Origin of the sequence: Paenibacillus sp. DMB20, assembly GCF_000987955.1 — a bacterium.
Lineage (GTDB): Bacteria > Bacillota > Bacilli > Paenibacillales > Paenibacillaceae > Paenibacillus_AQ.
This window is the reverse complement of sequence record NZ_LAZU01000053.1, coordinates 319,090-345,838: the sequence shown is the minus strand read 5'-3', so window position 1 is coordinate 345,838 and position 26,749 is coordinate 319,090. Positions and strand designations below refer to the sequence as shown.

Here is a 26,749-nt window from a genome sequence, read left to right as displayed (position 1 = left end):
TTCTACATGTTAATCATCATTAAAGCCGGAGTTCCGATGAGCACGATAACCACCATAAAAATAACGACCATCGGAAACACCAGCTTGGACGAAGCCTGCTCGCCCCGCGTGCGAGCAATCGCCTTCCTTTTTTCCCACAGCACCCGGGACAAATCCCGCAGCGCCAAAACAAAGTCATTCCCACCGCGCCTGAAATTCAGAAGCACCGTGGTGGTAAATATGGACACCTCCTGCACGCCGCATCGCTTGCTGAACTGCTCGAACGCCTGCTGAAAGGAATCCCCGCCCTCCCATTCGGCCACCATGATGCTCAGCTCTGCATACAGGGGATGGCTGTCCCCCTTTTTTTGACCGACGCAATGCAGGAGCGCTTTTTGAACCGTTTCTCCTGCTCCCACAAGCAGGACCATCTTATTCATCAGCTCGGGGAGCTCCATGACGATCTCCTGTTCGCGAACCACCACCTTCTTGCCAAGATCCTTTACCATGGAAACCGGCAAAAGAAGGCCAAGAAGAGTTCCCCCCAATAACCCGGCCGGCTGTCCCGTTACCATGGACCACAAGCACCCGCCTGCCAGGATTAACCAGCCGTAGGCCAGCGCTTCCGCCATAAAAAGAAGAGTCATTTCCGGGCTGCGCCGCTGCCCGTAAATCTTTTGGACCGATCTCTGAATCCGGTAAAACAATATCGGAAATCTAATCGGTACCTTGGCTCGCTCCAGCAACCATAACAGCGGCGGCGTCAGCCCCCGCAGACGAAGGCCTTCCATCGGCAGCCTGCTGTAATTCCGGTATCGTCCGCCGCCCAGCTGATTCAGCACCACCCAGCCTCCCACCAGCAGAACCAGCAATCCTCCGCACAACCATGCCAGCAAACGAAGTTCACCTCCTAAACCTTAATGTTCATCATTTTCGTAATCCACCAGAAACAACCGCATAGAACGGCCAAGGCAAAAGTGGAAATGACGATTCCGGCTCCGCTGTCATGCATAGGCTTCATATAATCCGCCGCGGTAACATTCATAAACAATAGAAGAAGAAAAGGAGCGGCAAGCAAAGCTTTGGATTCGAACTTTTTCTGGGCCACCATAACCGAAATTTCCTGCTGAATGTCCAGTTTCTCGCCGATCACGGAGGACGTGCGCCGAATGACCTCCACAAGGTCTCCCCCGGTTCTTTTGCAGGTCGCAAACACATCCGCAAAGTTCGTAATATCCTCCATGCCCGCCCTGCGCGCAAAATCCTGTAGGGCGGATTCGACCGGCTCGCCGATTTCAAGGCGGGCCGTAATCACCTTTAATTCGAAAATCATGTCATTGCCGGCTGCCGGATCCAGCAGCATCAGGTCTTCGGCCGCATCCCGAAAGCCGTTCTCTACGGACCGGCCTGCCGACATGGAGGAGGATAGGGAGTACAATGCCTGTTTAAAGTGAAGATTCAGCGCGGCTCTCCGCCGCTGCAGCAGGTACTGCCTCCAAAAACGGGGGAGCATGAACCCGCAGGCAGCCAGGACGAGCGACAGAATCACATTTTGATAAAAAAGATAGCCTATGCCAAAAAAAATGAATCCGCCAACGGCAATGGAACCGACCCGCTGTCCTCCAGATAATGGATAAACGCGGTAATCGGGAAGATCAGGCCTCCCGGGCGGCGGCTGTCCCGCATTCCTATGTTTTAAGGGAGATCGGACCTTGGAGCCCCAATTCCCTCGTCCCGGGGCGGCCCCTTTTGGCGTTCCGCCCACAGCCGCACCATGTCCTGCAGCCCCTGCAGATCTCCCATTGCGTCCTTCATGCATTCACATCCACCTCTCTTTGCTGAAGCGGCCAAGACGTAACACCCGCCATATGAAGCTTGGCGGTATGGATCAACGTATTGCCGCATGCTTCAAGGCAGCCCGATACCTTTCCGCCGGATTCCCCCGTTTCCACAAATCGGTAGAGCGGATTGATCATCACCTCTCCCCCGTTCATTCCGGCAAGCTCGCTGATCTCCGTCACCCGGCGGGATCGGTCGCGGAGTCTGGATAAATGGACAAAAATATCGATCGCCGAGCTGATCTGCTTCCTGACCACCTGTACCGGAAGCTCCGCGCCGCTAAGCACCATCGTTTCCAGACGGCTTATCATATCGGCGGTGCTGTTCGCATGCCCGGTTGAAAGGCTTCCATCTTATATAAAATGGTACTCATAAAGATAAAAAAAGAGCCTGCCAGTTACGGCAGGCCCAAATATCAACTTGCTTTATTTTTCTCAATTACAACTTTCTTCTTTGTATTGTATTCCAAGCATGCCCTTTCGATTGCTGCTTTGATTTCGTCTTCGCTCACCTTAATATGAAACTGGCCTAATTTGTTCGACGTGTATTTAAAAGCTTCATCGTATTTACCATTACTGCCGAGTTCCTTGAAATTAGTCTCAGCAATCGCAAATCCCTCCGATGCAATCCGGTGCAACATTTCATTCTTAATAAACGATAGGATTTTTGTTTTCAGGAGACCGTAGCCAATTAGCAATCCCAGCACGATAAAGGTGATAAGGTCCTGTACTATTGTTGTAACGATTGGCTGCATAGCGTCCATGATGTTTTCAAGCATCGCATACCCCTCCTTATTTTTTAAAGATATCTACTCGATTCGGTTCTTTCTTGTCCCAAAAGATCCGGGCACCCAGCAACTTTTTAAGGTCTCGGGACCACACATAACCGTTGCCTCCGATATTCTGCGTCTCAACATCAGTCCCATTAATGTTTACAATCCCATTTTTGTATACGATCCGGCCTCCCAGCAATTCACCGATTGGTTGTGATGGGATCCACGTCTTGCCTTTAATGTTATAGCCGGTGTACCGTTCAAGCTTTCCAGCGTGGACGGTGATCTCCATTTCCTTGTGGGGTACAGCAGGTGGCGGTGCAGGTGCCTCGACCGTAATGCCAAAGTATTCGTATATCCCGGCGACAATCGCGTCGGCTACACGGTCCTGAAAGGCTGGGTCGAAGAGTTTCTTTTCATCCTCAGGGTGGTTGATAAAACCGATTTCCAGCAGGACGGCAGGCATGGTGGTCTCCCGGGTAACGTGTATGTTCTGGTACTTCACACCGCGGTCTTTAAGGCCTGTGGCGGCTGCTACGTGCTTATGGATGATGTTCGCTAGGGACTTGCTTTCCTCTCGCGTGTAGAGCGTTTCCGTGCCCGTTGCGCTGCCGACTTTGCCCGTGCTATTGGCGTGGATAGAAATAAATCCGTCCACTTTTTGTTTATTCGCCATCTTAGCCCGGTCCTTGAGTTCTACAAACGTATCCTTGTTCCGGGTGAGGACCGGCGTCACCTTCTTGTCCCTTTTCAGCCGCTGTTCAACCTTAAGTGCCATGGTGAGCGCGAAGTCCTTTTCCTTCCTTCCGCTAGGTCCTTGCGCTCCTGGATCATGACCACCATGTCCGGCGTCAATTACCTTCTTTAATCCTTTCATCTTTCTTTCCCTCCTTGGGTGATTTGCCTGGGCGGTACCCATTGGTAATAACTTGGATAATATATTTGAGCTCTTCTGATCCTGAGGCCATGATTTCGTCGTAGATCCATTTCTTTCGCACGGCTCGATCCCCATTTCGTTCATGATCATTTCGATATTTCGCATTATTAAAAGCTGATTTCCGATATACGCTTGGACATCGTTGTCTTCTTGAAACATAAAAGGCAGGTACTTTCTCAGCCGTCTTTTCATCTTTTTCTGTTTGAGAATTAAAATAACGATCATCCCTAGTGAGCTTAAGGCGACGCCGTTTTTGAGAAAAATATTTATGAGATCAAGAAGAAAGTCGTAATCGAACATCGTCCACCACCGGCACGAAGAGTAGGTCGCGCACATCAGACCCGAGGAATCTTTCAATTATATTTAAGCATTCCTCCGAAAAGTCACTGACCATGTATTCGGAACGATCAAACTTGATATAGTCCATGATTCCCCCAAAACAAAAAGAGCCCAAGGGATGCTTTCCCTGGACTCTTCTTGACCTATGCTTTAGGATTTTGTAGTTAGAATTTACCATGACACCAAATCAAAGTCAATCCTTATAAGGCACCCTACCATTAGCTATTTCAATACCTTTCTGTGCTAACTGGTTAATTGATTCCTGCATCTGACGCAATTTCTCACGCTTTTGTTTCTTGTCTATTTTGGTGTCGCCCTCTAATTCCCGCATTTGCGTACGTATTGATGACATGTTTTCGCTGATTTTCCCAAATTGTTTTCTAAGACCGTCATGGTACCACTTCGGTAATGGCTTGTCCTTTCTGTCAACAAAGGCTTGATCGAGCTGATCTTTATAGTTGTAGAACTCGGTAGAAAGGTCATTAGAATATACAGGGTCCACGCTCATATTTTGAACAAATGCGTTCCCAAATGATTCGAGGGCATTGTTTCCTTGACCTGCAGGAGACATCATGGGGAGACCAAGTTGGCCAATAACACCAGTGTACTGACGAATTAGATAATCTAGCTGTTTTGGTGATGTGTTAGTTTTCTCTCCAATCCATTTGGAAAGAGAACTTGTCCGAGCGTCACTTTGAAGATCAGGGGACTTACGTTCCAAATATCCAGGCACGATCGGAGCATCGGCAAAGTTTCTGTTTTGGGCTACGTTAAAGAAAGGACCCAGAGTTGTATCCCCCATTACCCCAAGTGCTTTATCTACGATGCTTCCGTCCTTGAATGCCCCAGAAACACCAGGAGGTAAAAAGGTTGTTCTTAAATGATCCGAGAAATCTCGGAACGCTGCAGGGTCTTCATCCTGTAATTTCCTCATTAGCCTTTCAGGTATATCAGCAAACAGCGCCCCTAACTCCTGCGGTTTAGCAATTCGGTAGAAAGTTCCATCTCCTTTCGGAATTAAAATGAAACTATCCTTGATTCGGTTGCTGGTCTTCTGATAATTGGGGTCATCATGATTGACTGCATAGGCCACCAAAGAAGGGATAGTGATGGTTAAAACCGATTTGATTGCTGCTTTGACAGGATCGTCTTTGTACATTCTCGCAAACCTGTCCATCCCCTGTATCGCAGCATTGAAGTAAGGGAATACCTTATCAAGCTCACGTGTTAAAGTCCCTCTCCTTTTGAAGTTAGTTGTTAGGTCTTGTGCTTCATAAATTGCCTTCATCAACTGTGATTCATCACCAGTACCATTTTTAGAAATGCGCTTGTATTCGGCTAGTCGTGGCGCAGACTCTATGGCGTTCATCATATTTTCTAAAGCCGACCAAGCCCTTGGGACAACACCCTTAATGGGATTCTGAGGCAATACCGATCTTTTGCTTTGAGCCAATAAATTTCTATTGGCAGCAACAGATGACGAGTGCCCTCCGCCTAACGACTTATATTGTCGATACAGGTCTTTATTGCGAATAATTTGAATAGAAGCATCGGCAAGGTCGAATATGAATCTTAATGGATTGTTTGTAGACTTTGATGCAACATAAGCTTGCGGAATATCTCTGAAAACATTTCGGGTAATGTTGAAAATCGGGTTCGCACCTGTAGTCAGCATCTTCATTTTATTAGTGAACCAACCTATAGCATCAAGAAGTTTCCCGCCTGAATCCGGTCCCAATGCAGTAATGGCCTCAAGCAAAGATTTATCATTGATCTTTACATGTACCGGCTCGCCGTTAACAAGGACACGCACAACATTGTCTTTATCCAGTTTCGTACGTTGCATAACCTTGTCGAAATCCTCGCTGAAGCGTGAAAGCAATTCTTCGATTCCATCCTCGCTCATCATGATTTTGGTTATGTCATCAAGCCTTTCTGGTTGCTTCACAATCTCGGCAAAATCCTTGAATGCCTCTGGATTCTGCTCTATATTCTTTATGAACTGTTGCATGACCTGATTTCGTTTTGCGGCTTTTACATAGGTGTCCACATTTTCGATAGTGGCCTCAATTGGACTTATTATCTGCCGTTGAGAGCCTCCTTTTTGATACCCCTTAACTGGCGTAGATACATTTCCGTATCCGCCTGATTTACCGCCAAATCCCTTCCCTGTTTTTTCAAGGTCCGTAAAGTATCGTTTGTTCGGGATATAGTATGGATTCGCATCAAACCATGCCTTCGCCTGTTCAGGAGTAATCATGCCAGTTTCCACAAGCCATTTGTTAACCATGTTTTTATTAAAATCGTATAACTGGTCAGATACTTCTTTGAATTGCGGAAATTCGGCTTCGTAATCATCGATTTTATTCTTCCCAACCTCAGGAGTCCAATTTAGTTCGTCGCGAAACACCTTTTCCTCTCGTTTAGATCGAGTAATTGCATGTTTGTTGATAAGATAATCTTCAAAATCAACAAACTTACCTCGGGGCAATTTAGTAAGTATATCTTTTAAAGAGTCACTAACCACGTTACCACCCTTGTCCACCAATTTATCGGTAACAATTTGTCTGGATATCATATCGGAACCACGAGAGCTAAGGGCTAGTTTATGGGTGCTTTCTGAAGCGTCAAGAGGCTTTCCTAACACCCGTTCTGTCAGTTTATCGAATTGATTAAGAGAGTGTACGTCATCTACCAGAGCAGTATACATTCTGTTAGCAGTACCGCTTAATTTTATCGGGTCCATTTGTGCTCTCGATCTGATTTGCGACTTGGTATCTGTCTTCAAATTGTCATATGGACTTAACCTCTTATTGAGCGCCGAGATCCCTAAATTTGCATTGGGGGAAACTTCTTGAAGACCTTCTTTAATGGATGAACCCGTATTTTTTAACCTACCGCTTAAGCCTTTTGCCACTCCAGGCAAAGAAGAAATTATCGGATCACCTACAGCCCCAAGCCCGGCCCCTAGTGCGGCATTACGTAGGATATCTTGGTTGCTGTCCTGCCCCTGTACAAGCCCTTGGGCCACGCCACCGACGGTTCCTGTGATAGCGCCCTCTAGGCTTGTGCGTGCCAACCTATCTGCCGTAGCCGTAGACATCCGCGGCATGGTTGAGTTGATGCCGTATGAGAGCGCCCGTTGAGCTTTCTGTCCGGCGTTTGTGCTTAGAGCGCCGCGCGCAACGTTAAGTGGACCAGTTAAAAGGTTCTGTCCCTTGACCCCGGCCGCAGCTGGGTTAAATGCCATGCCAGCGACGCCACCGACCGTGCCCAGGATGTCCGCAGCCTTATCTGCTGCCGCATTTCCGGTGGTTGCCGGTCGGGCCGACGGCGTACCGAGAACCATTTCTCCCCCGGTGCCGACCGCCCGGGTGACAAAACTCCCGGGGTCGTTACCGTACCATAGCCAGTTGTTCGCCTTGGCAAACGGTCCAACGGTGTAATCATATACGTTTCCCCAAAAGCCGGCTGGACGCTTCTCTTCAATCGCTTGAAGACCCTTTTCGTACTCTGACTTCTGAGGCGGTGGTGGCGGGCCGAAGATAGGTTTAAATTGGACGCCCGACGCCTGTTCCCATGTTTGCTTCGCCTGCTTGTCTCCTACGGTAGCGCGCATAAGGGACGATTTTAAAGGGTTAATGTCGGGAAAATTCTGCATTGTAGTTCCTGCATGGGCAGTGCTCGGCTCCGGTTCAAGAGATCGATTTCGGATAGCGTCAAACATCGATGTCTCTTGAGGTTCTGGCTTAGGTGAGTAGACACGTTCTAATACACGCTTTTTTGCCTCTTCGCCTCGTCTTATTCGATTACGTATTGTGTCAAATTGACTAGCCATTTAGCTGCCTCCTAGCATTCTGTAATACCTTGTCACCCCACTTACCCAATGATTGTTAAGGCCGGTCGGATCGTTCGACGCGCCAACCGGAGCATATTTCTTCTGAATTTGTGGGATTGTGGTAAGCCCTTGATCGAAGTATAGTCGTTTCAAGTTTGATGCCATCCGATCTATTCCCTCATCGACACTACCGAACGTCATCAGTCCGTTTTTTCCCATCATACCGCCGACGTTATTCTTTTTCCTGACAGCGTTACTTGAACCGTTTCCGGTCTCATGAATCGCAATAGCGGCCAACAGTGCAGGGTCGATGCCGTATTTCTTGCCTGCAGCAGCAAATGCATCACCTTTACCTTTAAGCGCTCCACTTAACGTCTGATTCAATGTAGCCCCACTAGCCGAGGAAGCTGTGGGGCTACTCAGTTTCCCGAGGAGCCTCCATACTTTTTCATCAAACCGTCGATCTCGGACTTGGTCATGCCGAGCGATTGCAAGATTTGATTAGTCTCCTTGTCACTCAGGCCGGAGTCTACGACGTTGAGGAACATCTGCTCACGTTTTGTCGGGTCCTTTGTGATCTGGCTTCCTGTCTTCGTTTTGATCCCGGCTTCATCTGTTTCATACACCGGATCAGTGTATAGTCCTCTCATGCTCTGTAGGACCTGGTTAGCTGTTAAACCGCCAGAAGAACCGTTTGGCTGGTTAGCCATTTCATATTCCATTTGAACCCACAAACGGGCGTTATCGTCTTGTCCCATTGCGATTTGAGCATTTCTATAAGCCTGATCATCCTGTCTCCGAAGCTGATCCATGGCGTAACCAAGGCCAAACTGACGATTATTTTCGTCAAATTGTGCTTGCCATTGTGTGTCTGCAATGGTGTCTCTAGCCTTACGATAAGCGAATTCCTCAAGTAATTGCTTATTGTTGAATGCTTGTTGCTGTGCATCCATGGTTAACGGAGTATTAGGATTTTGGGCCTGACGGTAAAGTCCCATCCAATCATCCTGCGGTCTAATAACCCGGCCTGTTTGGTTGCTGACCATGCCTGCCGCATCCATGTTGGATTGTTTCTTCTGCAGGTCTAGTTGCTGCCCTTGAAGCGTCCGTCCTGGGTTCACCTTACTTGCTGTGTTGTAATTGACGTTGGCGCCAAACTGAGAAGCGTCAATTCCCATCATGCTAAGTTCGTTTCGAATCACGTCAGCTTGCTTGCTAAGCGCTGTACGCTGATCTTTTGTAATCCCCTTTGTCTCCGCCTGTTGCTTGAGTCCAAGCAAGGCGTTAATGGCTTGCTGCGCTTCTGGCGTCATGTAATTTCCTGTCAGCGCCGCGTCTGCGCGGGCGTTGTCATATCCACGCTGTTGTTCTTGTTGTACTGCTCCAAGCGCGTTATAGACGTTCTGAAGCTCGTTCTGCGCTCTTGTATCTGCATATCCCTGCTGACTCATGAGGGGATTAAGCACGCTAAACAAGTTATCGTATTGTTGCTGCTGTCGGGCCTGTTCTGCCGCAATGATCTGTGGTATAACCTGCGTCTCCAGATAGGCTGTTTCTTGATTTTGAACATCCTGCGCACGTTCGCCCAGCGCCAAAGATCTGCCGAACCCGGATGACCCCATGGCTTCTTGTGCAGACCGTATACCTTCGTTTGCCCTACGGTCGGCCTGGGCTTTATACGACGCATATTGATGTGTGCTGTACGGATCAATCTGCTGCTGGTTCTTTGCAAAGTCCATCAGTTGCCGGATGGTATCGTCAATTTGTGATGTGTACTGATTCGTTGGGAGATTGGTGTTATTGACGATTCGGTTCGTCAGGTCGCCTATTCGGTAGTTACTTAGAGCATTGTTAAACGTCTGCTGATTGCCATATGTGGTCCCCTGGACGTTGGCCGAAGGTACCATAAACGGTTGATTGTTCAGCGTAACCGTATTGTTCGTTTTGTTATATCCGATGGATGACGGATTGTATCCGGCAGACTGTAGTCCCGAACGGATCGGCACGCTGCCGGCCGGAGCCGTTGGAACCCTTGGCGTTGTGGTCGTCGGGGTTGCTGTTGGCACCTTCGGCTGTGATGCTCGTGAGTAAGCATTCCAGGCGTTGGTGAAGTTCTGCTGGTTGGTGAAGGCGGCACCGTTGTAGTTCTTGTCGGCCTTCATGAAATTGTTGCCGTTGACGGTGACGTATCCGTTCTTGTAGCCGATTTGGCTGTTATCGATGCCCTGTTTGTTTAAGGCCTGCCGGATGCTTTTGTTATAGGCGGTTGCTGCCATGTTCTCACTCCTTTAAGTTAGTATTTGGTCATTACCTTAGGGGCGTCTCTACTACGCATAGGATCAACTCCTTTGTACATATGGGTCGATATTTCTACTAACTCACTTTCCGCCTATAAGGCGGAGACTGGATTTTATGTTATGGCGTTTCGCCATGTCTGAATTTTGCTGGGCTGAAATATCAGCCGAGCTCAAAATATAGCTGAATAAAAAAGAGCCCTCGAATGAGGACTCTCAGGTATTAGTTTGATGGATACTTGTCCATAATTTGTTGAAGAGTAGTGATAAATTCCGTGGGATCGATGCCCTTTGACTGTAGATAATTGATTAATAATTGTTCCACGTTTAGCCTCCAATGGAGGGCAAACACCGTTTACTTCTAGGTTGTAAATGGTATAATGTTGTTGTAAGGGCTTTGCCCTCGTTATGTGTGTTGTCACCTGTTAACCGCCAAGTTAAGAGTAGGTGACGGAAAGAGTCGCTTTAATAAGCGGCTTTTTTAGTTTGCATCGCAGTATTCTTTCTCGATGTTAGGCTTTATTCCGAGTTCAGTTAGTATCTGATGAATGAATATTCTCCCTCGTTGTGTCCACTTCGTGTTCATTCTTACATCAGGTGTACCATCTGTATGCGTAAAGTTAAATGTCTCTGACTGAGTGTATCCCTTATCAGCATATTTTTTATACAAAACCCATTGATCGCCTACTTTGTACTGAATCTTTTGCTCCTTCAATATTTTGTTTAATTCATTGGCTGTAAGACCATAGTCTTTAGCAATCTGAGTTGTTGTTACAGTGCTTTTAGATTTTAGAATGATGTCATAGTACGCTATCTTTGGAGCATGAGCTTTAAGCAGCATTTCCGCAGCAAGCCTTTTCTGGCGCTCCTGTTTAATTTCGGTAGCCATGCTGATGATGAAGTCGGGATCGGTTAATGTCTTCTCGATTGCCGCAGGTGTTAGATAAACACCACGTTTACTAACTGAAGGTAGAACATCTTCATAAAGCCAATCTTGGAACGGTTCAGCTTTTGGCTTTTCGGATTTCCCCAAAACCCTATTGAGAGCTAAATTCGTTATAAAGGTTTCGCCCGTATTATGAATCCTAATATGGCGATTCACCATATTAGATTTTTTCACTAAATACACTTGATTTTGCTTTACAAACTTAAGCACCTCTTGAGTTGCAGACGTTCCCTGATATTCTAATACTGATGCAACGTCTTTCGCCTTTATCAGGAAATCGCCATTGAATTTAAAGTTCACATCCTGCGGCATCAGAATTATTACTTCATTTCCTTCAAATAAGATCAGATCCTTCATTTTGCTTTCTCCCTTCTTTTAATTTTCTATAAAACTCAAGCAAACCACCATCACGTTCTGCTTTCTGTAATTCCTCAAAATTTTCTTTAACATGATCAATGATGTATAGAGCATTTTCAGTGCTTAACTTAAGATGCTCAATCAACCTTCTGGAGATATCAATTACAATCCCTACTTCGTTCATTTTAATCCTCCTTGTATTAAATATTTTGTTTGATAAAATGATGTTAAGTATCCATTATGGATCAACTTGCTTTGTTTTCGTCATCAAGTAGGTCATCGATGTAATTTAGTTGGAATAAATCCACAAGTTTCCTGGCAACATCAACTGTCAATCTCCTTTCTCCTCTTTCAATCTTGGAGTAATTAACGGGTGACATTTCTAACCTAGAGGCGACTTCCTTTTGACTCAAAAAACATTGCCGACGAATCATTTCAATCCTTGTCTTTGGTTTAGCCATTTTGTTTATCACCACCTTAAAAAGTAAACTTAATGTCACTTACAATAATAATATATATCCGTTTTGTTTATAAGTCAATATTTGGAGGTATTTTTTGTGGAAATTTTTTCTTTGCGTCTTAAATGGTTGAGAGAACGAGAGAATTTATCGCAAAAAGAAGTAGCTGAATATATAGGCATGTCCCCTCAAGGCTATGGGAAAATTGAAAATGGACAACGTGAACCTAATTTAGAAACATTGGCACTACTAGCTAAGAAATTAAATGATAGTGCTGATTTTTTGCTTGGAATAATTCACTATGATAGGAGATCAAGACGGATCATAAAGGCTCTAGATGACTATGAAAAAAATATTAAAGATGCTCGCAGCCTAATAACTCGTCTAATGTCAGAACAACCAACAGACGTAATTCTTGCAACCATTCTTAGCAATGAGAAAATGATTACTGAAAATAAAAAGAGATTTGAAATCGCCAAAAGTAACATGATGAGTATCTATATGGAAATACCTATGGTACCTGAACACGTATGCTTAGAATTAAACAACAGAAAACCCGAGTAAAAACAAAAGGACCCTCAACAGAGAGAGTCCTTTTTGCTGTACATATATTATTACTATCCCAAAAATGCCTTTTCGTAAACCAACATGGTTCAAATTTTTTACTCAACACAAAAGGACCCTCAATAGAGAGTCCTTTTGTGTTCCTGTTGGCGTTGCTCACTTACATCGAAAAACGAAAATGACCCACTCTAAGGTTGGCTAATGTAGGTCATCATGATAATACCACATACTGGAATATACCTCAACCTCTGCGAATGTACGATTCATGCTCAATTGAACGCTTAGACAATACCTCCAGGATACGCTCATGTCGGTCCTGTGTCGCTGCGATCTCGTTTATGGTCTCCGCACTCTTGGCTACCTGCTCAAAGGTGGCGTCGAGTTTCTGTTCGATCCGGTCCACCTTGGTGTCGATGGTATCAAGCTTTTCGAGTATTTGTTTCAGTAACTCTTCGCTCACGGTATCACTCCTAACTCAAAATCCATAATTGGATTATGACCTATTATATCATAACTAATTTGACGGTGACTGTAACGCCGCCAGCTGCGCTTCGAGATCGGCGAGTTTTTTTTCTTCGATCGGAAGGCTGTCTTTACGTTCCTGAAGCACGTTTTTAAATATTTCGTATTTTGTTCTGTCAACACCGACAGTTGTTTTGTCTGCATCCGCTTTTTCTTTCAATGGAACCAGTTGTTCTTCTAGGCCTGCAATAACCTCATTAATGGATTTAATTTGCTTTTTTTGCTGATCTATTTTTTGCTCAAGTTCGCTTTTGAGTTTTGTATTATCTGTACTTGTATTATCCGTGTTTGGATTATCTGTAGTCGAAACGGATACGTCATCCATTTTCAATGCAATCCCCTTTCCACTTGCCTGCTCCACCTTCCCACCAAACCCTTCAGTGATTTCCCTGACTGGAGCGAAGCTTTTTCCGTTTATAATAACCGCTTCTCCAATTTCTTCTCCGTTAATCGTTACAGTTGTCTGACCATCAACTTTCTTGCCAATGAATGATATACCATCACCAAATGCTTGAGCCGACATCATGATGAATGCACCAAGGATAAATCCGGCAACTAGTTTTTTCACTGTAATCACCTCGAACAATTTTCCTCAAGTATATCAACCAATATTAGGGAGTGTCTATTATTTCATAACAAAGTCGTCTTGAAGCGACCGTCCTGTAGTATTATTTTTAAAATCTCTCCAGTCTGTTACAAAAACTCCACCTTGAGCAAATAACTCAATTCTCTGCTGAGTAGATATATTAATTTTGGCATCACTGCTTGTAACTGATATTGCATTACCAAAAATATCATAAGTTATATATGCTACCCCTGCTGGTGTGCCGAATTTGATGGTAGGCGAAAATCCACTGTTTGGAGTGTATATCTGGATGTAATTGTCTAGAGTAGCATAAGCACCTATAAGGTTGTCTGTCGAATCCAGCTCTGCTTTTGGGTAACTCTTACTTGTCGCAATATAGGACCCGAATATCTCCACCGACTCAATTAAGCCGGCCGTTATGTGTCCCAAATTAGCTGTGATGGCCGATAGTTCGTTGACATCTATTTTATCTGCCGTAACCGCGCCTGCTTCGATCTTATCTGCAGTAATAGCATTGGCCTGAATATGGTTTGCACTGATAGAATTTGCTTCAATCTTGTCACCCGTTATAGACTGAGCCACAAGTTTACTGGCGTGCAATTCCCTTATGTTTAATGTGTCCAGGTTAAGCAGCAGTTGCCGCAATCGTTGAACTAAATCATCAATCTTGGTGGTAACATCGTTAAAATCCGCAAATGGTGGAAGTCCTGCTATGTCCGGAACTGGCATGTGATCCCTCCTTAATACTGTACAGGTTGTATGCGTGAATACCTTTGTACCTCTTGGATCGTGGCCGGGCCGGTACCGGTTAAACGGTAGGAATAATAATGGCATAATGGCACGACATCCATAGGTACGATTAGGTTTTTGTTTTGCGTATTTCCGCTGTTGGCGATTGGGTCATAGTCAATGTTGTACCACTCGGTGCCGTCATCCCGTGGCGAAACCTCAACCTTTAGCGTAGATCCGGACGGGAAGTATCCGAGCAAATGGAGCTCCCACAATTCTTTTTCCGCCTCTTTTATGCCTTCGTCAAACGGCCGGCTCTGCACCTTCCATGGGATCGGCTGACCGGAATCAGTAGTGCCGTTGTTCATCTTGTGCGTCTGTCCCCAAAAATCCCCGGTATAGGCCTCACCATTAAGCGACACGCCCCAGTTCATGCCCGGGAGGTTGGCACTGTATGGCAGCCATTGACGCTGTTCGTAGCTGTACACTAGGCACATATTGGGGTAAACGCTTGATTCGGTCGGGATGCAGAGGTAATAGCGATTGTTCGCGGTAAAAGCGAAAGAGTTCTCGACCGCCGACTTATTGATTTGGTTGAGGTACTTTCTTATTGGCTCTCCTACGCCTCTGGCGGCGTCTCCAGCGCCTACATATACGTCATCCATACCAAGCCACATCAGGAACGGACCAGCCTCTACAAGCGTTTTAGATGACACACAGCCGATGTTTCCGCCCATGGGTACCAAGCGATAAGCAAGGTCCGCACTGCCCGTATGATAGATGATTGCATAGGAATCCTTTTTGAACACCCATATTCCACCGTTGTAAGAGTAAATTCCCGTGATCGGACCGCCTGATGCTGTATAATACTGAACCGCACCGCTGTTCTTGGGCGTGGTCCAGTCCAAGGCGTCTTGGAATGCGGAATAGTATACATAGTCTTCTTCTCCGCTCTTATTGGCTACATAAACTCTCAGGTTGTCCGAAGTGATGTATTTCCCTTTGGGCATGCTTGATATTCCCCTTAAAGAGCTTCCGGTCCAGTGGTAACCGCCATCGGTCGGATTCAAAAGAAGAAGTGCAGCACCATTTAAATCAAAGTTGGCTGCACTCCATTCGATATCTGCATATGATCCGGGTATGTCCGTCCAGGCTGTTCCTCCGCTGTTGTATTGCAATCTTGTTCCTACCGCACGGACTAGGTGCGTATTTCCAAACCGAGTGAGTAGATTTGTTTTCGCCCCGCCGCTGTTCCCGTAATTGGTTCGGCCGGCGCGCACCTGAAGGGCTGGGTAATTATCAAAGTCGAATCCGTACCCGTCGATTATGGTGTTTTCGTCAACAAAAAAAGGACTGTGTTCGGTATCCAGTCCCTTTGAAAAGTTATTCGCTTGTCTTACCTCACTGTTCCGCGCTGCTTGCCAATAGGCCATATTACCACCACCTGTATCCGTGATTCCCTGCCCGAGGCATGACGTCTATGGGCTTCGTCCACTCTGGTTCTTGTAGTTTTTGTTCCCAGAGAACGTTCTCGATCTTGTCCTGCTTGTCTGCCGCAAAATTATTTTTCATAATAACATCCTTACGTGCTGCTGCAATGCGCTCAAGAACGCCAAATTTTAGTATTTCATGGTATTTGGTAGGCAGGTCCGGCGGAAGATTAATCGTTGCCTCTGTAACCTCGGTTGGATCTGAGTCACAATAGATGTACACCGTTCTATTGTCGACCGCCCCCCCGGGGATGTTGAGGAACATAGCATTCGAAATGACGATGTACCAAAGGCTAGACGAGGAAGCGTACTGATTGTCGTCGTTCCTCAAAGCAGGGACCTCGGTGAACACGTTATTATCGTTTGTTTGATACGTCACAACTTTGATTTTTGTCACATCAAATTCCAGAGGGAACGGGTATAAGTTCTGACTGGCTACTGTTTTAAATGCGTATGGTGGGGAGTCGATCTGTAGGATACCAAACAATTCCTGTTGTTCCTCGTTAAACCATACAAGTTTTTGGGTAGTGGTGAATGTGTTTCGATATCGTAGATTGATATCGGCCATTAGATTTGCGGCTGTTGACATTGATATACCTCCCAAACTTAACAATGCTCAAGCAGTATGGGCATTATTTTCATGAACAAGTTGTGGTTTTCTGGACTCCACTATATTCCACGTTTCAAGAGCCCCATAAAGCTGAAACAGTTTTTTCTCTTCTTCCTCAATTAACTTTTTCCAGTCGTGAATTTTCACCTTGGACTGAATGATTTGATTCTCAATATACTGCTTATCCATATCGCCATCTCCTTTACAATGCATGATCTGTTCCCGATAAATCTAGATATCCCCTTCGAACTCCACCAAAGTAAAATTCAAGGTATTTATTCGTATCGTTGTATTTCATATATCCATAATCGTCTATGTCACCAAATGCCAGTTTGTTAGACCATAGGTGTATTGCTCCAGTGTGATCGGCGATACCATAATTCGCATTAATTCCAGTATCAAGGCCGATCCCGTTAAATGTCTGATCGCTGGCCCGTTTCGCTCCATTCTTGAAACGAATGATCGTCTGCGGTGTAGCCTGAACATCAATTCCATAGTTCAATGCAGATTTTATATAGATGCCACAATCGAAAATATTAGGAATCGCTCCACCACCTACACCTAATCCAAAACTACTTATGGCCCCACCTGCGGGATTCAACCAAACGCCACAAGAGAATGGAACACCTACAGGATTGGCATCATTATAGAAATCGTGAACACCCGAATGGTTTTGTGAGTCAAACTCTGCTCCTGTGATTGTAGCTTCCGAACTAAACTTGTAAGCATCACCATATACGCCCCATACAGCAGTTTTGTTTTTCGCGTAAGCCATACCTGCAACTGCAGCCGATTGAGCAGTCCCCGTATTAGACTGGTCCTCAAGATAAAAAAGGCCCGAATACAGCCATCCAGTTCCTCCAGGCAAACGTTTATGCGCTACGTACAAAGGTGTGATTAGGTGCCCAGGATCGTCGGCTGTTAAGGATCTATCTACGCGTTGAATGTACACACTTGGAACTACCCCTGCTGTTGACGGTTGAGTGTCATCACCTTGAATGAATTGTAATAGACCTCCTCGATTCGGAGTGTAGTTGTATGTCATCGGTGACGATTTTCCTCGTTCCACAGATGGGTTTCCCATCTGATAAATCACACGATCATATCCGCCTACGAACTTTGCATTATCTCCAAAGAAATAGATTCCATCATCATTTGTAAGTCCAGTTACATAATAATCTCCATGTGATAAAAAAATCGAAGTTCTCCCTGTTGATTTTGCTAAGTTTACTAAGTATTGTAGTTTGGTTGTAACATCCGCTCCACCCGGAAAAACTCCATGATCTTGAGCGTTGTAAAAAACGTTACCCCAATTTTTAATATTCGAAATGGAGTCTCCAATTACTGAGCTCGCTATTTCGCTAACCTTACTCATTCCCATGCTTATCACCACACTTTCCACGTTTCGGCTTCCCCTTCTCATTGAGCAGTTGCGCAATCTGCTCAAGAAGTTGGGTTTGACGCCGTTGTTCGTTCAGAAATTCATTCTTCCATCGTTCTTCTGGTGTGACTCCTTGAAAATGGTCCATATTCCACCTCGCATTACAAAAATAAGGGAGAGCCGAAGCCCTCCCCACTGTTTACTTATCTTCCATCAACCCGGCGTTTTGAAGCTCGGTCAGCAGCAAATTAAAGCATTTTGCCACAAATACCGGATCTACTTCTCCCTTGGTGTTGATGGGCTTGATATTCTTGATTTTCTTGCTTGGTGACACCTTACCGCCCTCACCTGGGAGAATTTCTTTCCCCTGGACGTACAAGCGATCAAAGTCCATCGGCGCCGACTTAGGGATAGGTGCAGATTGGTCAGGTAATTTACCCATTCATAGTCCCTCCTTAGGCCGGATCAGAGCCTACAACATGACGCCAGTTGGTAGCCTCATTCGCTTCGCGGAAGTAACCAAGCCATTTCTGCGCTCCGTTGTCCTCCATGAACGGTTTTTTCTTGAATTCTGGTTGAACGCGCCAAATGTGGTTAATCTTATGTCTCGATCCCATGATCATCCATCGTTTTTGTGTATCCCAAAACTTATTAACTACCAATTCCATATCCGGGATAACGTTTTTATCGTTGTTTACCGTACCTGCAACCAGTGCAGATTGCAAAATTGTTGCCGCAGTAAACTGCAATGATGCCGGAACTACCAGTTTTGTTGGATTAGAACCAATCAATTTTCCGCCTTCGTCACGTTGTTGACCAAACAATATAATTGCGTTTTTCAGCGATCCGTCCGCTAACGCTTCTGTAATTTTATTATCTTGTGTACCACCTGCATCACCATAGTTAGGGTGATCCTCGGAGAAAATAGGTTTTCCGTCGTAGAAAGGGCGGTCATATAGTTCGTTCAGGAAATTTGCAAAGTTTCTTTCAACGGCTTCACGGCCTGCATGACCAGCATCACGTGCCATGTCCTCAACCTCGCCATATTTAGCGTCATCTATTTGCTCACGTGACATTACGACCTCAACGCCGAATGGCTCATACTCGGTTACGATCAATGGACCTTGCTTAAAACGCTGTTCTTTCGCGTTCTCAAGTTCCTTTTTAGATTGCCATGCACTCATACCAGCAATAATTTGCGTGGTATGATTGTTGCTGTCACCTTTCTTGTCGTTAGCAATTCGGGACCATTGTTCCGGCTCTTCGACCCAAGCCTCGAAAAATGCTTCGTCAATCTTGCGTGTATATAGGTTATTAAATTGCCCTGTGTTCATTGGCATATTAGGTCACGTCCTCTCTTAAAATACCAGACCTGTGGAGATAACCACGTCTGCTGTTTTTTTGGTATTGTCATAGGCGATCACTTGGCACATGCCGCCAGTTGTATCGTCCAAGTTAATGGTGCGCTTGTCGCCAAGGTCGAATTTTTTTGTATACAGGTCGGCTTCATCCAGCGTCGTTTTGGTCGTTCCAGTGAAGGAAAACCGGAATACGGAGTTTTTGAATAGCGTCACACTGATATTGTCCTTGGCCGACACTGTACCACCTGTAGTAATGTCCTTATTAGCCACACCGATCAGCGTCGTGGAACCACCGACCGCGGCCACAACCTTGCCTGTTGCCGCATCGATCTGCAAGGCGTCCCCTTCCTTAATCGTTTGGTTAGCCCCAACGTTAAAATATTTGACTACCGCCTGGTTGCGGCCGTCGATCATTTCAATAAATCGTGCCATGTATTAGGCCCTCCTTTGATTTTGTGTTGATTTCCATTTGCGGTAAGACTCCAAATCGTTCGGCATATCCATCAGACGCCGGGCTTCCTTCTCGCTGATGCCGGCTTCCACGGCTGCACGTTTCACGTCCGGTGAGAGAGGTTTTTCCGTCGGAACCGTGACCGGATTGTCCGCTTGAACGGTGCGTTTGGCCTTTGCTCGTTTGGCGATCTCGCGTTGTTGTGCCTCTCGCTGTAACTGCTTAGCTCTGTCTGGACCGCCGATAGCCCAATAGGCCTGTTCCGCGGTCAACTTACCACCTGAGTCCTTAATCAGTTGCTTGATGGAGTCTTTCATTTGCTTAATCCCGGAAAACTCGGGTTTGTCTGCCAGTTCGCTGATCTGCACCGTTACCCGGAGGTCGTGCAATTCCTCAGCCTGCCGTTGCTGCTCCAATTGGTTTTGAAGGTAAGCCTGTGCTTGATCATCTGTCCATCCCTGCTCATAGGCCAGTTGTTCGACCTGCTGCTGGATTCTGTTACGTTCAATGGCTTGCTGTGCCGTCGCAGGATCAACGCCCAGCTGGTCGAAGAAAGATTTGTACGGGTTGTACTGCTCTTCGTACTCTTTCTTAAGCTGTTCTTCACGCTCAGCAAGCTTGCGTTTCTCGCGCTCTAGCGCCTTTTGGAAGGCCGTCTTTTGCGCTTCCGGGAGTTCGATATCTTCTTCGTCATCCGTCGGATCTACGGTATCGTCAAGATCGTCTGTGACGGTATCCTCGACATCCTCTTCCGGATCGTCGGTTACATCGACAGGATCGTCGTATGTATCCGGTTCTTCATATACAGCGGCATCCTGTACGTCCGGTTGAGTGTTCTCAGCGGTCATGCCCGATTCTTTCATTTCGCGGTACGTTTGCAAATCCATGGTTTTTCCTCCTTTTGACCTCCCGGCATCGGAAATCTTTTTCATGCCCGTGAGTGCTGTTCACCCGGTCAGCGCCAAGTGCGCGGATATGTGAAAGGGCCACCGCTGCTCTGCGATAGCCCTGTTATTTGCTCGCTTTTTTGTTGTCCACTTTACCGGTTACCTTGTAATCCTTCTTCAGCCCCACCGTGCGGTTATTCTCGCCATACCCCTTTTGGGTTGTGGTGCATGCATTAGATTTCTTCTTATCGGCCATGTCCTCACCGCCTTTCACGTATAGTTTTTTTCATCGGTAATAACCCTGCCTTATGTGGTCCTTCACCCGGTGTGTCTTCTCCTTCACAGCGAATGTGCCGCATGTGGGGCAGATAGCGCCGTTGTCATGGTACAGGCTCGGCCTTTCGCACTTCGGGCACACTGGCAGGTTTGCTAGTGGGTCACCAGCCCCGTGCCGCATCTGATTGCGGATGAAGCTGCCGATTAACGGGTCACCACTAAGCAGATGGTACATATACCGTTCTTCCTGCGGCGTCATGTATCGTGTGTTAGCCAACGATTCCACCCCCTTGCATCACAGGAGGTGCCGGTTGTGTCTGCATAAGTGCCTGCAAGACCTCAGGCGGTATTTCTGGCGGTGGTCCTTGTGGTATCTGCTGTGCTGGCGGCATTTCCGGCATAGCGTCCGGCGGCATCTGTTCAATTGGCGGCTGCATCGGCGGTGGTGTATCCTGCGGGTCATCGTCGGTATCAAGTGGTAAGCCGATTTGATTGCGAAGGTACGAACGAAGCTCACCGTAACGGATGACCGGCCCTTCAGGGTAACGAATGTTCACCAGATCCAGCAGGGATTGATAGATAAACGCCTTATCATTCGGCATGCCGTCGCCAATGTTGAGCGCAAAGTCATACTGAGCGTCCCGGGTCATCGGTTTTTCTGAGGTGATTCCTTCCTCGTCCTCGGATACTTCCATATCCGTAAGAGGCACCAATGGTTCCTCGCCCTCAACATCGTTCGGAATCATGATCTCCACTTCTTTAAACTGCGCCGGATTTACAAAATGGTAGTCCGGCTCGTCTCCGTCAATGCGGATCCACATCTCTTCATCCCAATTCTCGACGACCTCGTCAAAAAGAAGCTCAAGCACCTCAGCCCAACCTTCCTTGAACATCTTCGCCTTATGGATGACACCTTTCTGCCCGGCCTGCTGCAGGGCCATAATAGCGGCGGCTGCAGTAATCTGCCCCGGTTTCTCGCCCCTTGAAACATCAGAACGACCACTGATCGTATCGGCTTCAGCGAAGGCTTTCTCTCGGCGAACAATAACATCAGAAGAAACAGTCTGTGGCGGCACGATGGACCAAGCGTTATGGTCACGCATCGGAATTCGGAGCCCCGGTTCATTTGTCCACTTGCGGAAATTAAAGTTGCGCCCGGCTCCTTGCCCGACTACAATCTGCGGATTGCCTGACATTCGGTGAACCATGCGGATTTGATCGTCCAGCTCATTGATAAGGTCCTGAGTAGGCATCAATAACTCCACGTCACCATAGCCCCATGCTGTGCCTCGCTTAAGGTAACAAGGGATCATGACAAACGGGTATTTATTCCGGCGCTGAATCTTAACACCTTTCTCTCGGCTGTCCTCCAACACAAGATGATTGGCTACGTGTACGCAATACAGTTCGCCGTTCTCGTCCTTCATGTAGCATTCGAGTAATAACGCCCTCTGCGACATATTAGGGCTGACCTGATCCGATTGCGCGTCCGTAAACGTGTCCTCCGGGTCGTATGGCACACTCACCTCGCGTTTTACGTATTTCCCCCACTTCGGAAACTTGTTGCGTATCCATGTCAATGGACGAGGCACGGCGTGTATGATGAATTCCGCATCCTGCAGCAGGTCCGCTCGTGGAACTTTCGGGTCCGGGAAGAAGTTGGCCGGGCTGATGGGTTCAAACTTCGGCAAGCCCCGACCGTCCAGGTCGTCTGGATCGAACCATACCTTGATGATGGTCGTCCCCAGTTCCAGCCGGTCATGCTCGGCCACGTTCATTTTTGTGGGGAATCGGTTGCGGAACAGTACAAAGTCCATGATGTTTTGCGCCTGCTCGGAAAACATGTCATCGGATGGCTCCCATCCCTTGGCTGATGTGTTGAACGGCTTATCGACCAAGTCTCCTATCTGACTCTCGATGATCGGATGAATTATATTTGTCTCGCTTCCCGGATGTTCATGGCTCTGCTTGGGGTTTTGTCTGCCCGGCACTTTGTAATCGTCACACTTGCGCCATGTCGGGGGCAATCCAAGGTTCTCCTTGGCGTCCCAGGCGCCGCGGAATAGCGTCTGCACCCGTTTGGCAAGTTCCTTTTTCTCATCCGATTGCTCCGGGACCGAGAATTCATCCTGGTACTTCTCAATCACGTCTATGGGCTTGTCTTTCATGCGCTCACCTCCAAGTAAAAAGGCCGCCTACTGGCGACCTATCGTATTGCAAAGTTATCCCAGCCATTCTTCTGTGGCTGCTGCATCTGCTCGCGCTGCTGATATTGCTCTCTCTCAAACGTCAGCTGCTTAATATCATCCTCAAGTGTCTGAATGTACTCTACAGCCCGGTTGTGTTCCTCTGTGAGCATCTTGTGATTGGTCCGCAGGGTAACGACATGTTGTGCGGCAAAGTACGCTCCTGTGACCAATATAGCCAGTATGAGGATGCATAAGAGTACGTTAAGCATCCTCATCACCAAATTTTACGAATGTTATCTCTACCCAATGCGGCACATAAAGAACATTAAGTTCTCCATTAAGCCACCTAGATACACCCCTTAAATATCCATCAACATCAGCATAAGACGCACCCTCTTTGTATTTGACTATCATTCTGCATCCTGGTTTACATTCGATTTCTTTCTCCACTTCATTTCCATCAACATCTACTAGCACTAACTTAGTTTTCATTACCATCCCGCCTTTCTGAACCACTGGTCATCCTCACTGCCAGCGTCCTCTATCTCGCTAACGTGGACCCAATTCCCACCGGACTGGACATATGAACTTCCCTGTTCGGCCTGTACAAGCGTAGATCCAGATGAAGTGATATCGGCCAACTCCGTGATGAACTGGTCCATAACGAGCAAAATAATAGCCGATGACGTTACGGTGTCATCATTGCCTGTTGCGGCATTGGTGTCACCGTTATCACCGACTACGTATTTGATACATTCTTTGATCATACGCTCCGACTTGCAGCCGATCTGACGCTCGCGTATAAGCTTGGCAAGATTGTCGATCATCAGCGGCTTGGTACGCGAGTCTGTCCACCATCCCAATTCCTGCTTTTCAACGTCAGTCACCTTGTCGTGGGTCGTGCGCTTATATATGTTCCAGTAGGTGTTCTTCATAGCGTTGATTGTGGTCAAGCCGTGGTTATTCTCTTCCGGTGCTATCAGGGCTTCGTTGTACCAGTTTCCCAGGTTCGTAAGGATCGGATTACCAAATGCGTCCGGGTCAATGTGTCCGTGCCACATGGCGACAAGGTTCTTATCTGCATCCCATACGGTAGCACATGAATAGTCCCCATCTGCTTTACCCTTGGCTATGTCGCCACCGATGAAATACTCTCTACCCGGCTGCGGTCGTTTCCAGACTTCAAGGTTTCCACTATCATCCTTAACGAACACCGGGCGCCCACCGTGTAATTCCAGCCTGCCGATCTCACCGGGAACGCAGTGCTTTAGGTATTCCATCAGCACATTCACGTCAAACCGCGGTCTACCGGATGCCAGGAAGGATTCTTCCGGTGTACAAGGGTACTCCTGGGGAAGTTTATCCCGTAGGTCCTTGTATTTGCCGTAGTACCAATAGAGCTGATTCCACTCAAGCCCTTCATGATCAAGCAGGAACTTAAGCTTGGTAAAAAACTCCGTCGATGGATTGAGGACATCGTGTTTGAACTGTTCCTCACGCTCGTCATCCTCAAATTGCAGAACATACTCGGGAGTAAGCCACCATTGATAGAACTTTGGCTCCCAGTTGTTCACGCCTTGCTCGGCCCCATCCCATATGTCCTTGAACTCGTTTAGGCCGTTTGCTGTGGTCTCAAGGATCTGGATACTGTCCTTGGTCAATGCTTCACCTAAGCCGGTCATAATGGAATCAATGGAATCCCAAAATGCGGCCTCAGAACCATGAAAAAAGTTGATCGTCTTGGAACGACCAACCTCTTTGTTCCCGGCGGTGTTTACACGCCAGCGGCTATTTAGGTTTTCGAAATGGAATTCTCTGCGGTTGTTATACTTCTCCGTCGGCTTAAGTTGATCCGGCAACTGGTTGTAGATGTACTTAGCCTTGTCCTCGAATATCGTGTTGGTGTTATCTCCACTGTCCGCCAGCGTGAAGCCTGAGAAGTTTTTACTGATGATCGCATTCGCCAGCTGATAAGCCGTGATAAACGACGTAAACCCCTGCTGCCGACCTTTCAGCACCAGGAACTTGAGATGAAGGCGACGGCCCTCGCGGTATGCATCCTTGGCCTTGTTGATGTCATCTAGGAAACTCTGCTGTACCTCGTTGAGAAAGAACGGGACGGTGTTCTTGTCCTTGTCTACGATGACAAAGGAAATCTCGATCAGGTATTCAGGGTATCGTTTGATCTCCTCTCTCACCATAGCGTTTTGGGGATCAACGATATAATTTACGGCTGCTGCTACGAATTCATTGTCTCGCTCAATGTCATGATAGGTGTTCCAAAGGTATTTACGACGGTTGATGATATCTCGGCAGGTTCTCATGCGAAGTATTCCTCTAGCTTTTTGGTGACTGTCGCATCAACCTTCAGCTTGAAGTTGAACATCCCCTTGTACCTGCCAAGCATTTCAAGCGACTTGTTGGCTGCGGACAGCTCACCCATTTCTTTAGCTTGCCGATAGGTGTCCTTCATCTCCTCAAGGATCCATTCCACGGTAATTTCGTTCTTTTCGCCGATCTTTTGCTGCCTTTTTTCGATCTCGGCGGCGATCTGAGGTTTTCTGAGGTTTTCATACCCTGTTTCTGCCGCAGTCTTTTCGCTATACCCTGCCCTAATCGCTGCCTGAGTGGCATTGAGGTCTTTCAGGTACTCTTGGACAAATAGCTCTTGTTTGGCTGTCAATGCCACAGTGTTCACCTCCCCCCCTAAAATCGTCCGCTCAATGCTTTAATTATCATGCCCATAGCTTTCTCTGCGTCTTTCAATGTCTCTATGCGTTTACCGTTCAACTCGACAGTGCCATCTTCTTTTGCCTCGATACTTTCTTCCCCGATGGTGATCTGTGGTTTTCGTTTCGGTAATTCAATAATGTGTATTTGGTCGCTATTAACCTTGAGATCGTCCTTCATAGTGTTCACTCCTTTCTAATCACTTCGGTACTGCTGTGTAAATGTATTTTTCATCCCGGTAATCTTCTGTGCGAATGATCTTATAATCACTCATGTTTTTCCCTGCTTCTTTGATCTGCTCTGCCATCACGCTTTCCACTTCATCTGACAGTCCCTTTCCGTTCATCAGGCTTGCTGCCGCAAAGCTTACTTCGACCGTAAATTCTTCTGGTGTTCCGTCTTTATGGAGTTTCACTATTTATCCTCACCTTTCTTTTAATCCTCACTTCAATTTCAGTGTATTTCCCCCAATCTTCACCTACAAATGTCCGAATAGCATCTTCATATGCCGTTCTGTATATTGTTTGCTGCAAGTCATCAAGAGCTTTGAAGTCGAGCAGCACGCTAAACCTTCTTTCGAACTCCTCCATGTCTTTATATAAATCCGACTTACTTCTATTCATGTCGAATGCTTTTAATCTTTTCGTTTCTATGCTCGCGGTCAAAATATCATCTCCTTATAACCATTATCCGGCCCCCACTTCGTTGGGTGATTCGGTCGCCTCGATGTCCTTCGGCAAAAGAAAAATAGCGCCCTTATAGGCGCTTAGTTGACTTCAAACGTTCATAAGCTTCTTTCACGAAACCTTCATCCCATTTTTCTTTTGGTAGATTTGTTAACTTCTCCTTCAATCTGTCGTCTTGCTTTTTATGATCATCAACGATTTTCATTATTTTCTTCTCGTCTAACACCCCACGCTCACCTCCACGTTCATTTATACTTTAAACTCATGGTCCCTTAAATTATGTTTTTTCTTCGCTAACTACAACATTTGTAGCATATATATCTTTTACATTTATTTTCCCGGAAATTACCCCACCAAATTCTATTTTTTCTGATGACATCGATCCCGAAGTAACATCAATCTTACCAATCTTATATTTGTCCCAATCAAAATTGTCCATCGCCTTACCTCCATATAACAAATATACACGATAAATTGTTTCATGTGACTGTCAAACAAAAAAAGTGACGGTCGCTAATCACGTAATGG

At 46.5% G+C, this 26,749-nt stretch carries 34 protein-coding genes and 1 pseudogene; 1 reads left to right on the top strand and 34 read right to left on the bottom strand.

The features are described 5' to 3' along the window. Nucleotides 1–2 precede the first annotated feature (2 nt). The 11 genes and pseudogenes from XI25_RS29735 to XI25_RS29685 form a co-directional block, all read right to left on the bottom strand. Complete coding sequence (locus XI25_RS29735; RefSeq protein ID WP_046681423.1) at nucleotides 3–875, bottom strand: type II secretion system F family protein; 873 nt, start codon at nucleotides 873–875, stop codon at nucleotides 3–5. Nucleotides 876–889: 14 nt separating this feature from the next. Beyond that, on the bottom strand, nucleotides 890–1,798 hold the full coding sequence (locus XI25_RS29730; RefSeq protein ID WP_082112539.1) for a type II secretion system F family protein: 909 nt from the start codon (nucleotides 1,796–1,798) through the stop codon (nucleotides 890–892). Then, a pseudogene (locus XI25_RS29725) lies at nucleotides 1,791–2,171 on the bottom strand (CpaF family protein); the annotation flags it as partial. The pseudogene XI25_RS29725 and the gene XI25_RS29730, both read right to left, overlap by 8 nt. Nucleotides 2,172–2,233: 62 nt before the next feature. Next, nucleotides 2,234–2,596 (bottom strand): phage holin, LLH family, encoded by a 363-nt coding sequence (locus XI25_RS29720; protein WP_046681421.1) that lies wholly within the window; start codon nucleotides 2,594–2,596, stop codon nucleotides 2,234–2,236. A gap of 13 nt (nucleotides 2,597–2,609) precedes the next feature. Next, nucleotides 2,610–3,827 (bottom strand): N-acetylmuramoyl-L-alanine amidase family protein, encoded by a 1,218-nt coding sequence (locus XI25_RS31715; RefSeq protein WP_052759801.1) that lies wholly within the window; start codon nucleotides 3,825–3,827, stop codon nucleotides 2,610–2,612. A gap of 232 nt (nucleotides 3,828–4,059) precedes the next feature. Further along, the gene (locus XI25_RS29710; protein WP_046681420.1) at nucleotides 4,060–7,704 is read right to left on the bottom strand and encodes an LPD38 domain-containing protein; all 3,645 of its coding nucleotides are present in this window, start codon (nucleotides 7,702–7,704) and stop codon (nucleotides 4,060–4,062) included. Beyond that, complete coding sequence (locus XI25_RS29705) at nucleotides 7,705–8,088, bottom strand: glucosaminidase domain-containing protein (protein ID WP_052759800.1); 384 nt, start codon at nucleotides 8,086–8,088, stop codon at nucleotides 7,705–7,707. Nucleotides 8,089–8,123: 35 nt separating this feature from the next. Beyond that, nucleotides 8,124–9,980 (bottom strand): hypothetical protein, encoded by a 1,857-nt coding sequence (locus XI25_RS29700; RefSeq protein ID WP_046681418.1) that lies wholly within the window; start codon nucleotides 9,978–9,980, stop codon nucleotides 8,124–8,126. Between the two features lie 499 nt (nucleotides 9,981–10,479). Then, on the bottom strand, nucleotides 10,480–11,301 hold the full coding sequence (locus tag XI25_RS29695; RefSeq protein ID WP_046681417.1) for a phage antirepressor KilAC domain-containing protein: 822 nt from the start codon (nucleotides 11,299–11,301) through the stop codon (nucleotides 10,480–10,482). Then, complete coding sequence (locus XI25_RS29690) at nucleotides 11,279–11,485, bottom strand: hypothetical protein (RefSeq protein WP_046681416.1); 207 nt, start codon at nucleotides 11,483–11,485, stop codon at nucleotides 11,279–11,281. Before XI25_RS29690 ends, XI25_RS29695 begins: the two co-directional genes overlap by 23 nt. A 61-nt stretch (nucleotides 11,486–11,546) precedes the next feature. Beyond that, complete coding sequence (locus XI25_RS29685) at nucleotides 11,547–11,762, bottom strand: helix-turn-helix domain-containing protein (protein ID WP_046681415.1); 216 nt, start codon at nucleotides 11,760–11,762, stop codon at nucleotides 11,547–11,549. 96 nt (nucleotides 11,763–11,858) lie between these two features. Here XI25_RS29685 and XI25_RS31710 point away from each other — a divergent pair, with 96 nt between their 5' ends. Next, the gene (locus XI25_RS31710) at nucleotides 11,859–12,323 is read left to right on the top strand and encodes a helix-turn-helix domain-containing protein (RefSeq protein WP_052759799.1); all 465 of its coding nucleotides are present in this window, start codon (nucleotides 11,859–11,861) and stop codon (nucleotides 12,321–12,323) included. 241 nt (nucleotides 12,324–12,564) lie between these two features. On the opposite strand, the gene XI25_RS29675 is transcribed toward XI25_RS31710, so the two are convergent. From XI25_RS29675 to XI25_RS33575, 23 genes are all read right to left on the bottom strand, one after another. Continuing rightward, nucleotides 12,565–12,783, bottom strand: a complete 219-nt coding sequence (locus XI25_RS29675; protein ID WP_046681414.1) for a hypothetical protein — start codon at nucleotides 12,781–12,783, stop codon at nucleotides 12,565–12,567. Between the two features lie 54 nt (nucleotides 12,784–12,837). Next, a complete protein-coding gene (locus XI25_RS29670) occupies nucleotides 12,838–13,422 on the bottom strand; it encodes a hypothetical protein (protein ID WP_046681413.1) in 585 nt (194 codons plus the stop codon). Between the two features lie 48 nt (nucleotides 13,423–13,470). Then, on the bottom strand, nucleotides 13,471–14,160 hold the full coding sequence (locus XI25_RS29665) for a hypothetical protein (RefSeq protein ID WP_046681412.1): 690 nt from the start codon (nucleotides 14,158–14,160) through the stop codon (nucleotides 13,471–13,473). A gap of 11 nt (nucleotides 14,161–14,171) precedes the next feature. After that, a complete protein-coding gene (locus XI25_RS29660; protein ID WP_046681411.1) occupies nucleotides 14,172–15,593 on the bottom strand; it encodes a hypothetical protein in 1,422 nt (473 codons plus the stop codon). 1 nt (nucleotide 15,594) lies between these two features. Then, nucleotides 15,595–16,239, bottom strand: coding sequence for a phage adaptor protein (locus XI25_RS29655; protein ID WP_046681410.1), 645 nt, complete (start codon nucleotides 16,237–16,239; stop codon nucleotides 15,595–15,597). A 27-nt stretch (nucleotides 16,240–16,266) separates the two neighbouring features. Further along, on the bottom strand, nucleotides 16,267–16,449 hold the full coding sequence (locus XI25_RS29650; protein ID WP_046681409.1) for a hypothetical protein: 183 nt from the start codon (nucleotides 16,447–16,449) through the stop codon (nucleotides 16,267–16,269). A 13-nt stretch (nucleotides 16,450–16,462) separates the two neighbouring features. Continuing rightward, complete coding sequence (locus XI25_RS29645) at nucleotides 16,463–17,662, bottom strand: hypothetical protein (protein WP_152669249.1); 1,200 nt, start codon at nucleotides 17,660–17,662, stop codon at nucleotides 16,463–16,465. Between the two features lie 178 nt (nucleotides 17,663–17,840). Beyond that, nucleotides 17,841–18,083 (bottom strand): hypothetical protein, encoded by a 243-nt coding sequence (locus XI25_RS29640; RefSeq protein ID WP_046681407.1) that lies wholly within the window; start codon nucleotides 18,081–18,083, stop codon nucleotides 17,841–17,843. Nucleotides 18,084–18,096: 13 nt separating this feature from the next. Beyond that, nucleotides 18,097–18,981 carry a Mu-like prophage major head subunit gpT family protein gene (locus XI25_RS29635; RefSeq protein WP_046681406.1) on the bottom strand — a complete coding sequence of 295 codons (885 nt, stop codon included), beginning with the start codon at nucleotides 18,979–18,981 and terminating at the stop codon, nucleotides 18,097–18,099. An 18-nt stretch (nucleotides 18,982–18,999) separates the two neighbouring features. Further along, entirely contained in the window at nucleotides 19,000–19,434 is a 435-nt protein-coding gene (locus tag XI25_RS29630) for a hypothetical protein (RefSeq protein WP_046681405.1), read from the bottom strand. 3 nt (nucleotides 19,435–19,437) lie between these two features. Beyond that, the gene (locus XI25_RS29625) at nucleotides 19,438–20,340 is read right to left on the bottom strand and encodes a hypothetical protein (RefSeq protein ID WP_046681404.1); all 903 of its coding nucleotides are present in this window, start codon (nucleotides 20,338–20,340) and stop codon (nucleotides 19,438–19,440) included. 124 nt (nucleotides 20,341–20,464) lie between these two features. Continuing rightward, nucleotides 20,465–20,596 (bottom strand): hypothetical protein, encoded by a 132-nt coding sequence (locus XI25_RS35990; RefSeq protein WP_268794588.1) that lies wholly within the window; start codon nucleotides 20,594–20,596, stop codon nucleotides 20,465–20,467. 30 nt (nucleotides 20,597–20,626) lie between these two features. Then, complete coding sequence (locus XI25_RS29620) at nucleotides 20,627–20,893, bottom strand: hypothetical protein (RefSeq protein WP_046681403.1); 267 nt, start codon at nucleotides 20,891–20,893, stop codon at nucleotides 20,627–20,629. Next, nucleotides 20,886–22,784, bottom strand: a complete 1,899-nt coding sequence (locus XI25_RS29615) for a portal protein (protein WP_046681402.1) — start codon at nucleotides 22,782–22,784, stop codon at nucleotides 20,886–20,888. Before XI25_RS29615 ends, XI25_RS29620 begins: the two co-directional genes overlap by 8 nt. A gap of 38 nt (nucleotides 22,785–22,822) precedes the next feature. Beyond that, nucleotides 22,823–23,074 carry a hypothetical protein gene (locus XI25_RS29610; RefSeq protein WP_046681401.1) on the bottom strand — a complete coding sequence of 84 codons (252 nt, stop codon included), beginning with the start codon at nucleotides 23,072–23,074 and terminating at the stop codon, nucleotides 22,823–22,825. After that, nucleotides 23,067–23,297 (bottom strand): hypothetical protein, encoded by a 231-nt coding sequence (locus XI25_RS29605; protein WP_046681400.1) that lies wholly within the window; start codon nucleotides 23,295–23,297, stop codon nucleotides 23,067–23,069. Before XI25_RS29605 ends, XI25_RS29610 begins: the two co-directional genes overlap by 8 nt. Further along, nucleotides 23,297–25,129, bottom strand: a complete 1,833-nt coding sequence (locus tag XI25_RS29600; protein ID WP_046681399.1) for a hypothetical protein — start codon at nucleotides 25,127–25,129, stop codon at nucleotides 23,297–23,299. The genes XI25_RS29605 and XI25_RS29600 overlap by 1 nt, the downstream gene beginning before the upstream one ends. Continuing rightward, on the bottom strand, nucleotides 25,126–25,494 hold the full coding sequence (locus XI25_RS29595) for a terminase small subunit (RefSeq protein WP_046681398.1): 369 nt from the start codon (nucleotides 25,492–25,494) through the stop codon (nucleotides 25,126–25,128). Before XI25_RS29595 ends, XI25_RS29600 begins: the two co-directional genes overlap by 4 nt. A 17-nt stretch (nucleotides 25,495–25,511) precedes the next feature. After that, the gene (locus XI25_RS29590; RefSeq protein WP_046681397.1) at nucleotides 25,512–25,715 is read right to left on the bottom strand and encodes a hypothetical protein; all 204 of its coding nucleotides are present in this window, start codon (nucleotides 25,713–25,715) and stop codon (nucleotides 25,512–25,514) included. 19 nt (nucleotides 25,716–25,734) lie between these two features. Further along, nucleotides 25,735–25,950: a hypothetical protein gene (locus XI25_RS29585; RefSeq protein ID WP_046681396.1), complete on the bottom strand. Its 216-nt coding sequence runs from the start codon at nucleotides 25,948–25,950 to the stop codon at nucleotides 25,735–25,737. Continuing rightward, nucleotides 25,937–26,200, bottom strand: a complete 264-nt coding sequence (locus XI25_RS29580; protein WP_046681395.1) for a hypothetical protein — start codon at nucleotides 26,198–26,200, stop codon at nucleotides 25,937–25,939. The genes XI25_RS29585 and XI25_RS29580 overlap by 14 nt, the downstream gene beginning before the upstream one ends. Before the next feature lie 91 nt (nucleotides 26,201–26,291). Beyond that, nucleotides 26,292–26,447 (bottom strand): hypothetical protein, encoded by a 156-nt coding sequence (locus tag XI25_RS33580; protein WP_160308970.1) that lies wholly within the window; start codon nucleotides 26,445–26,447, stop codon nucleotides 26,292–26,294. 51 nt (nucleotides 26,448–26,498) lie between these two features. Next, nucleotides 26,499–26,660 (bottom strand): hypothetical protein, encoded by a 162-nt coding sequence (locus XI25_RS33575; RefSeq protein WP_160308969.1) that lies wholly within the window; start codon nucleotides 26,658–26,660, stop codon nucleotides 26,499–26,501. Nucleotides 26,661–26,749 lie beyond the last annotated feature (89 nt).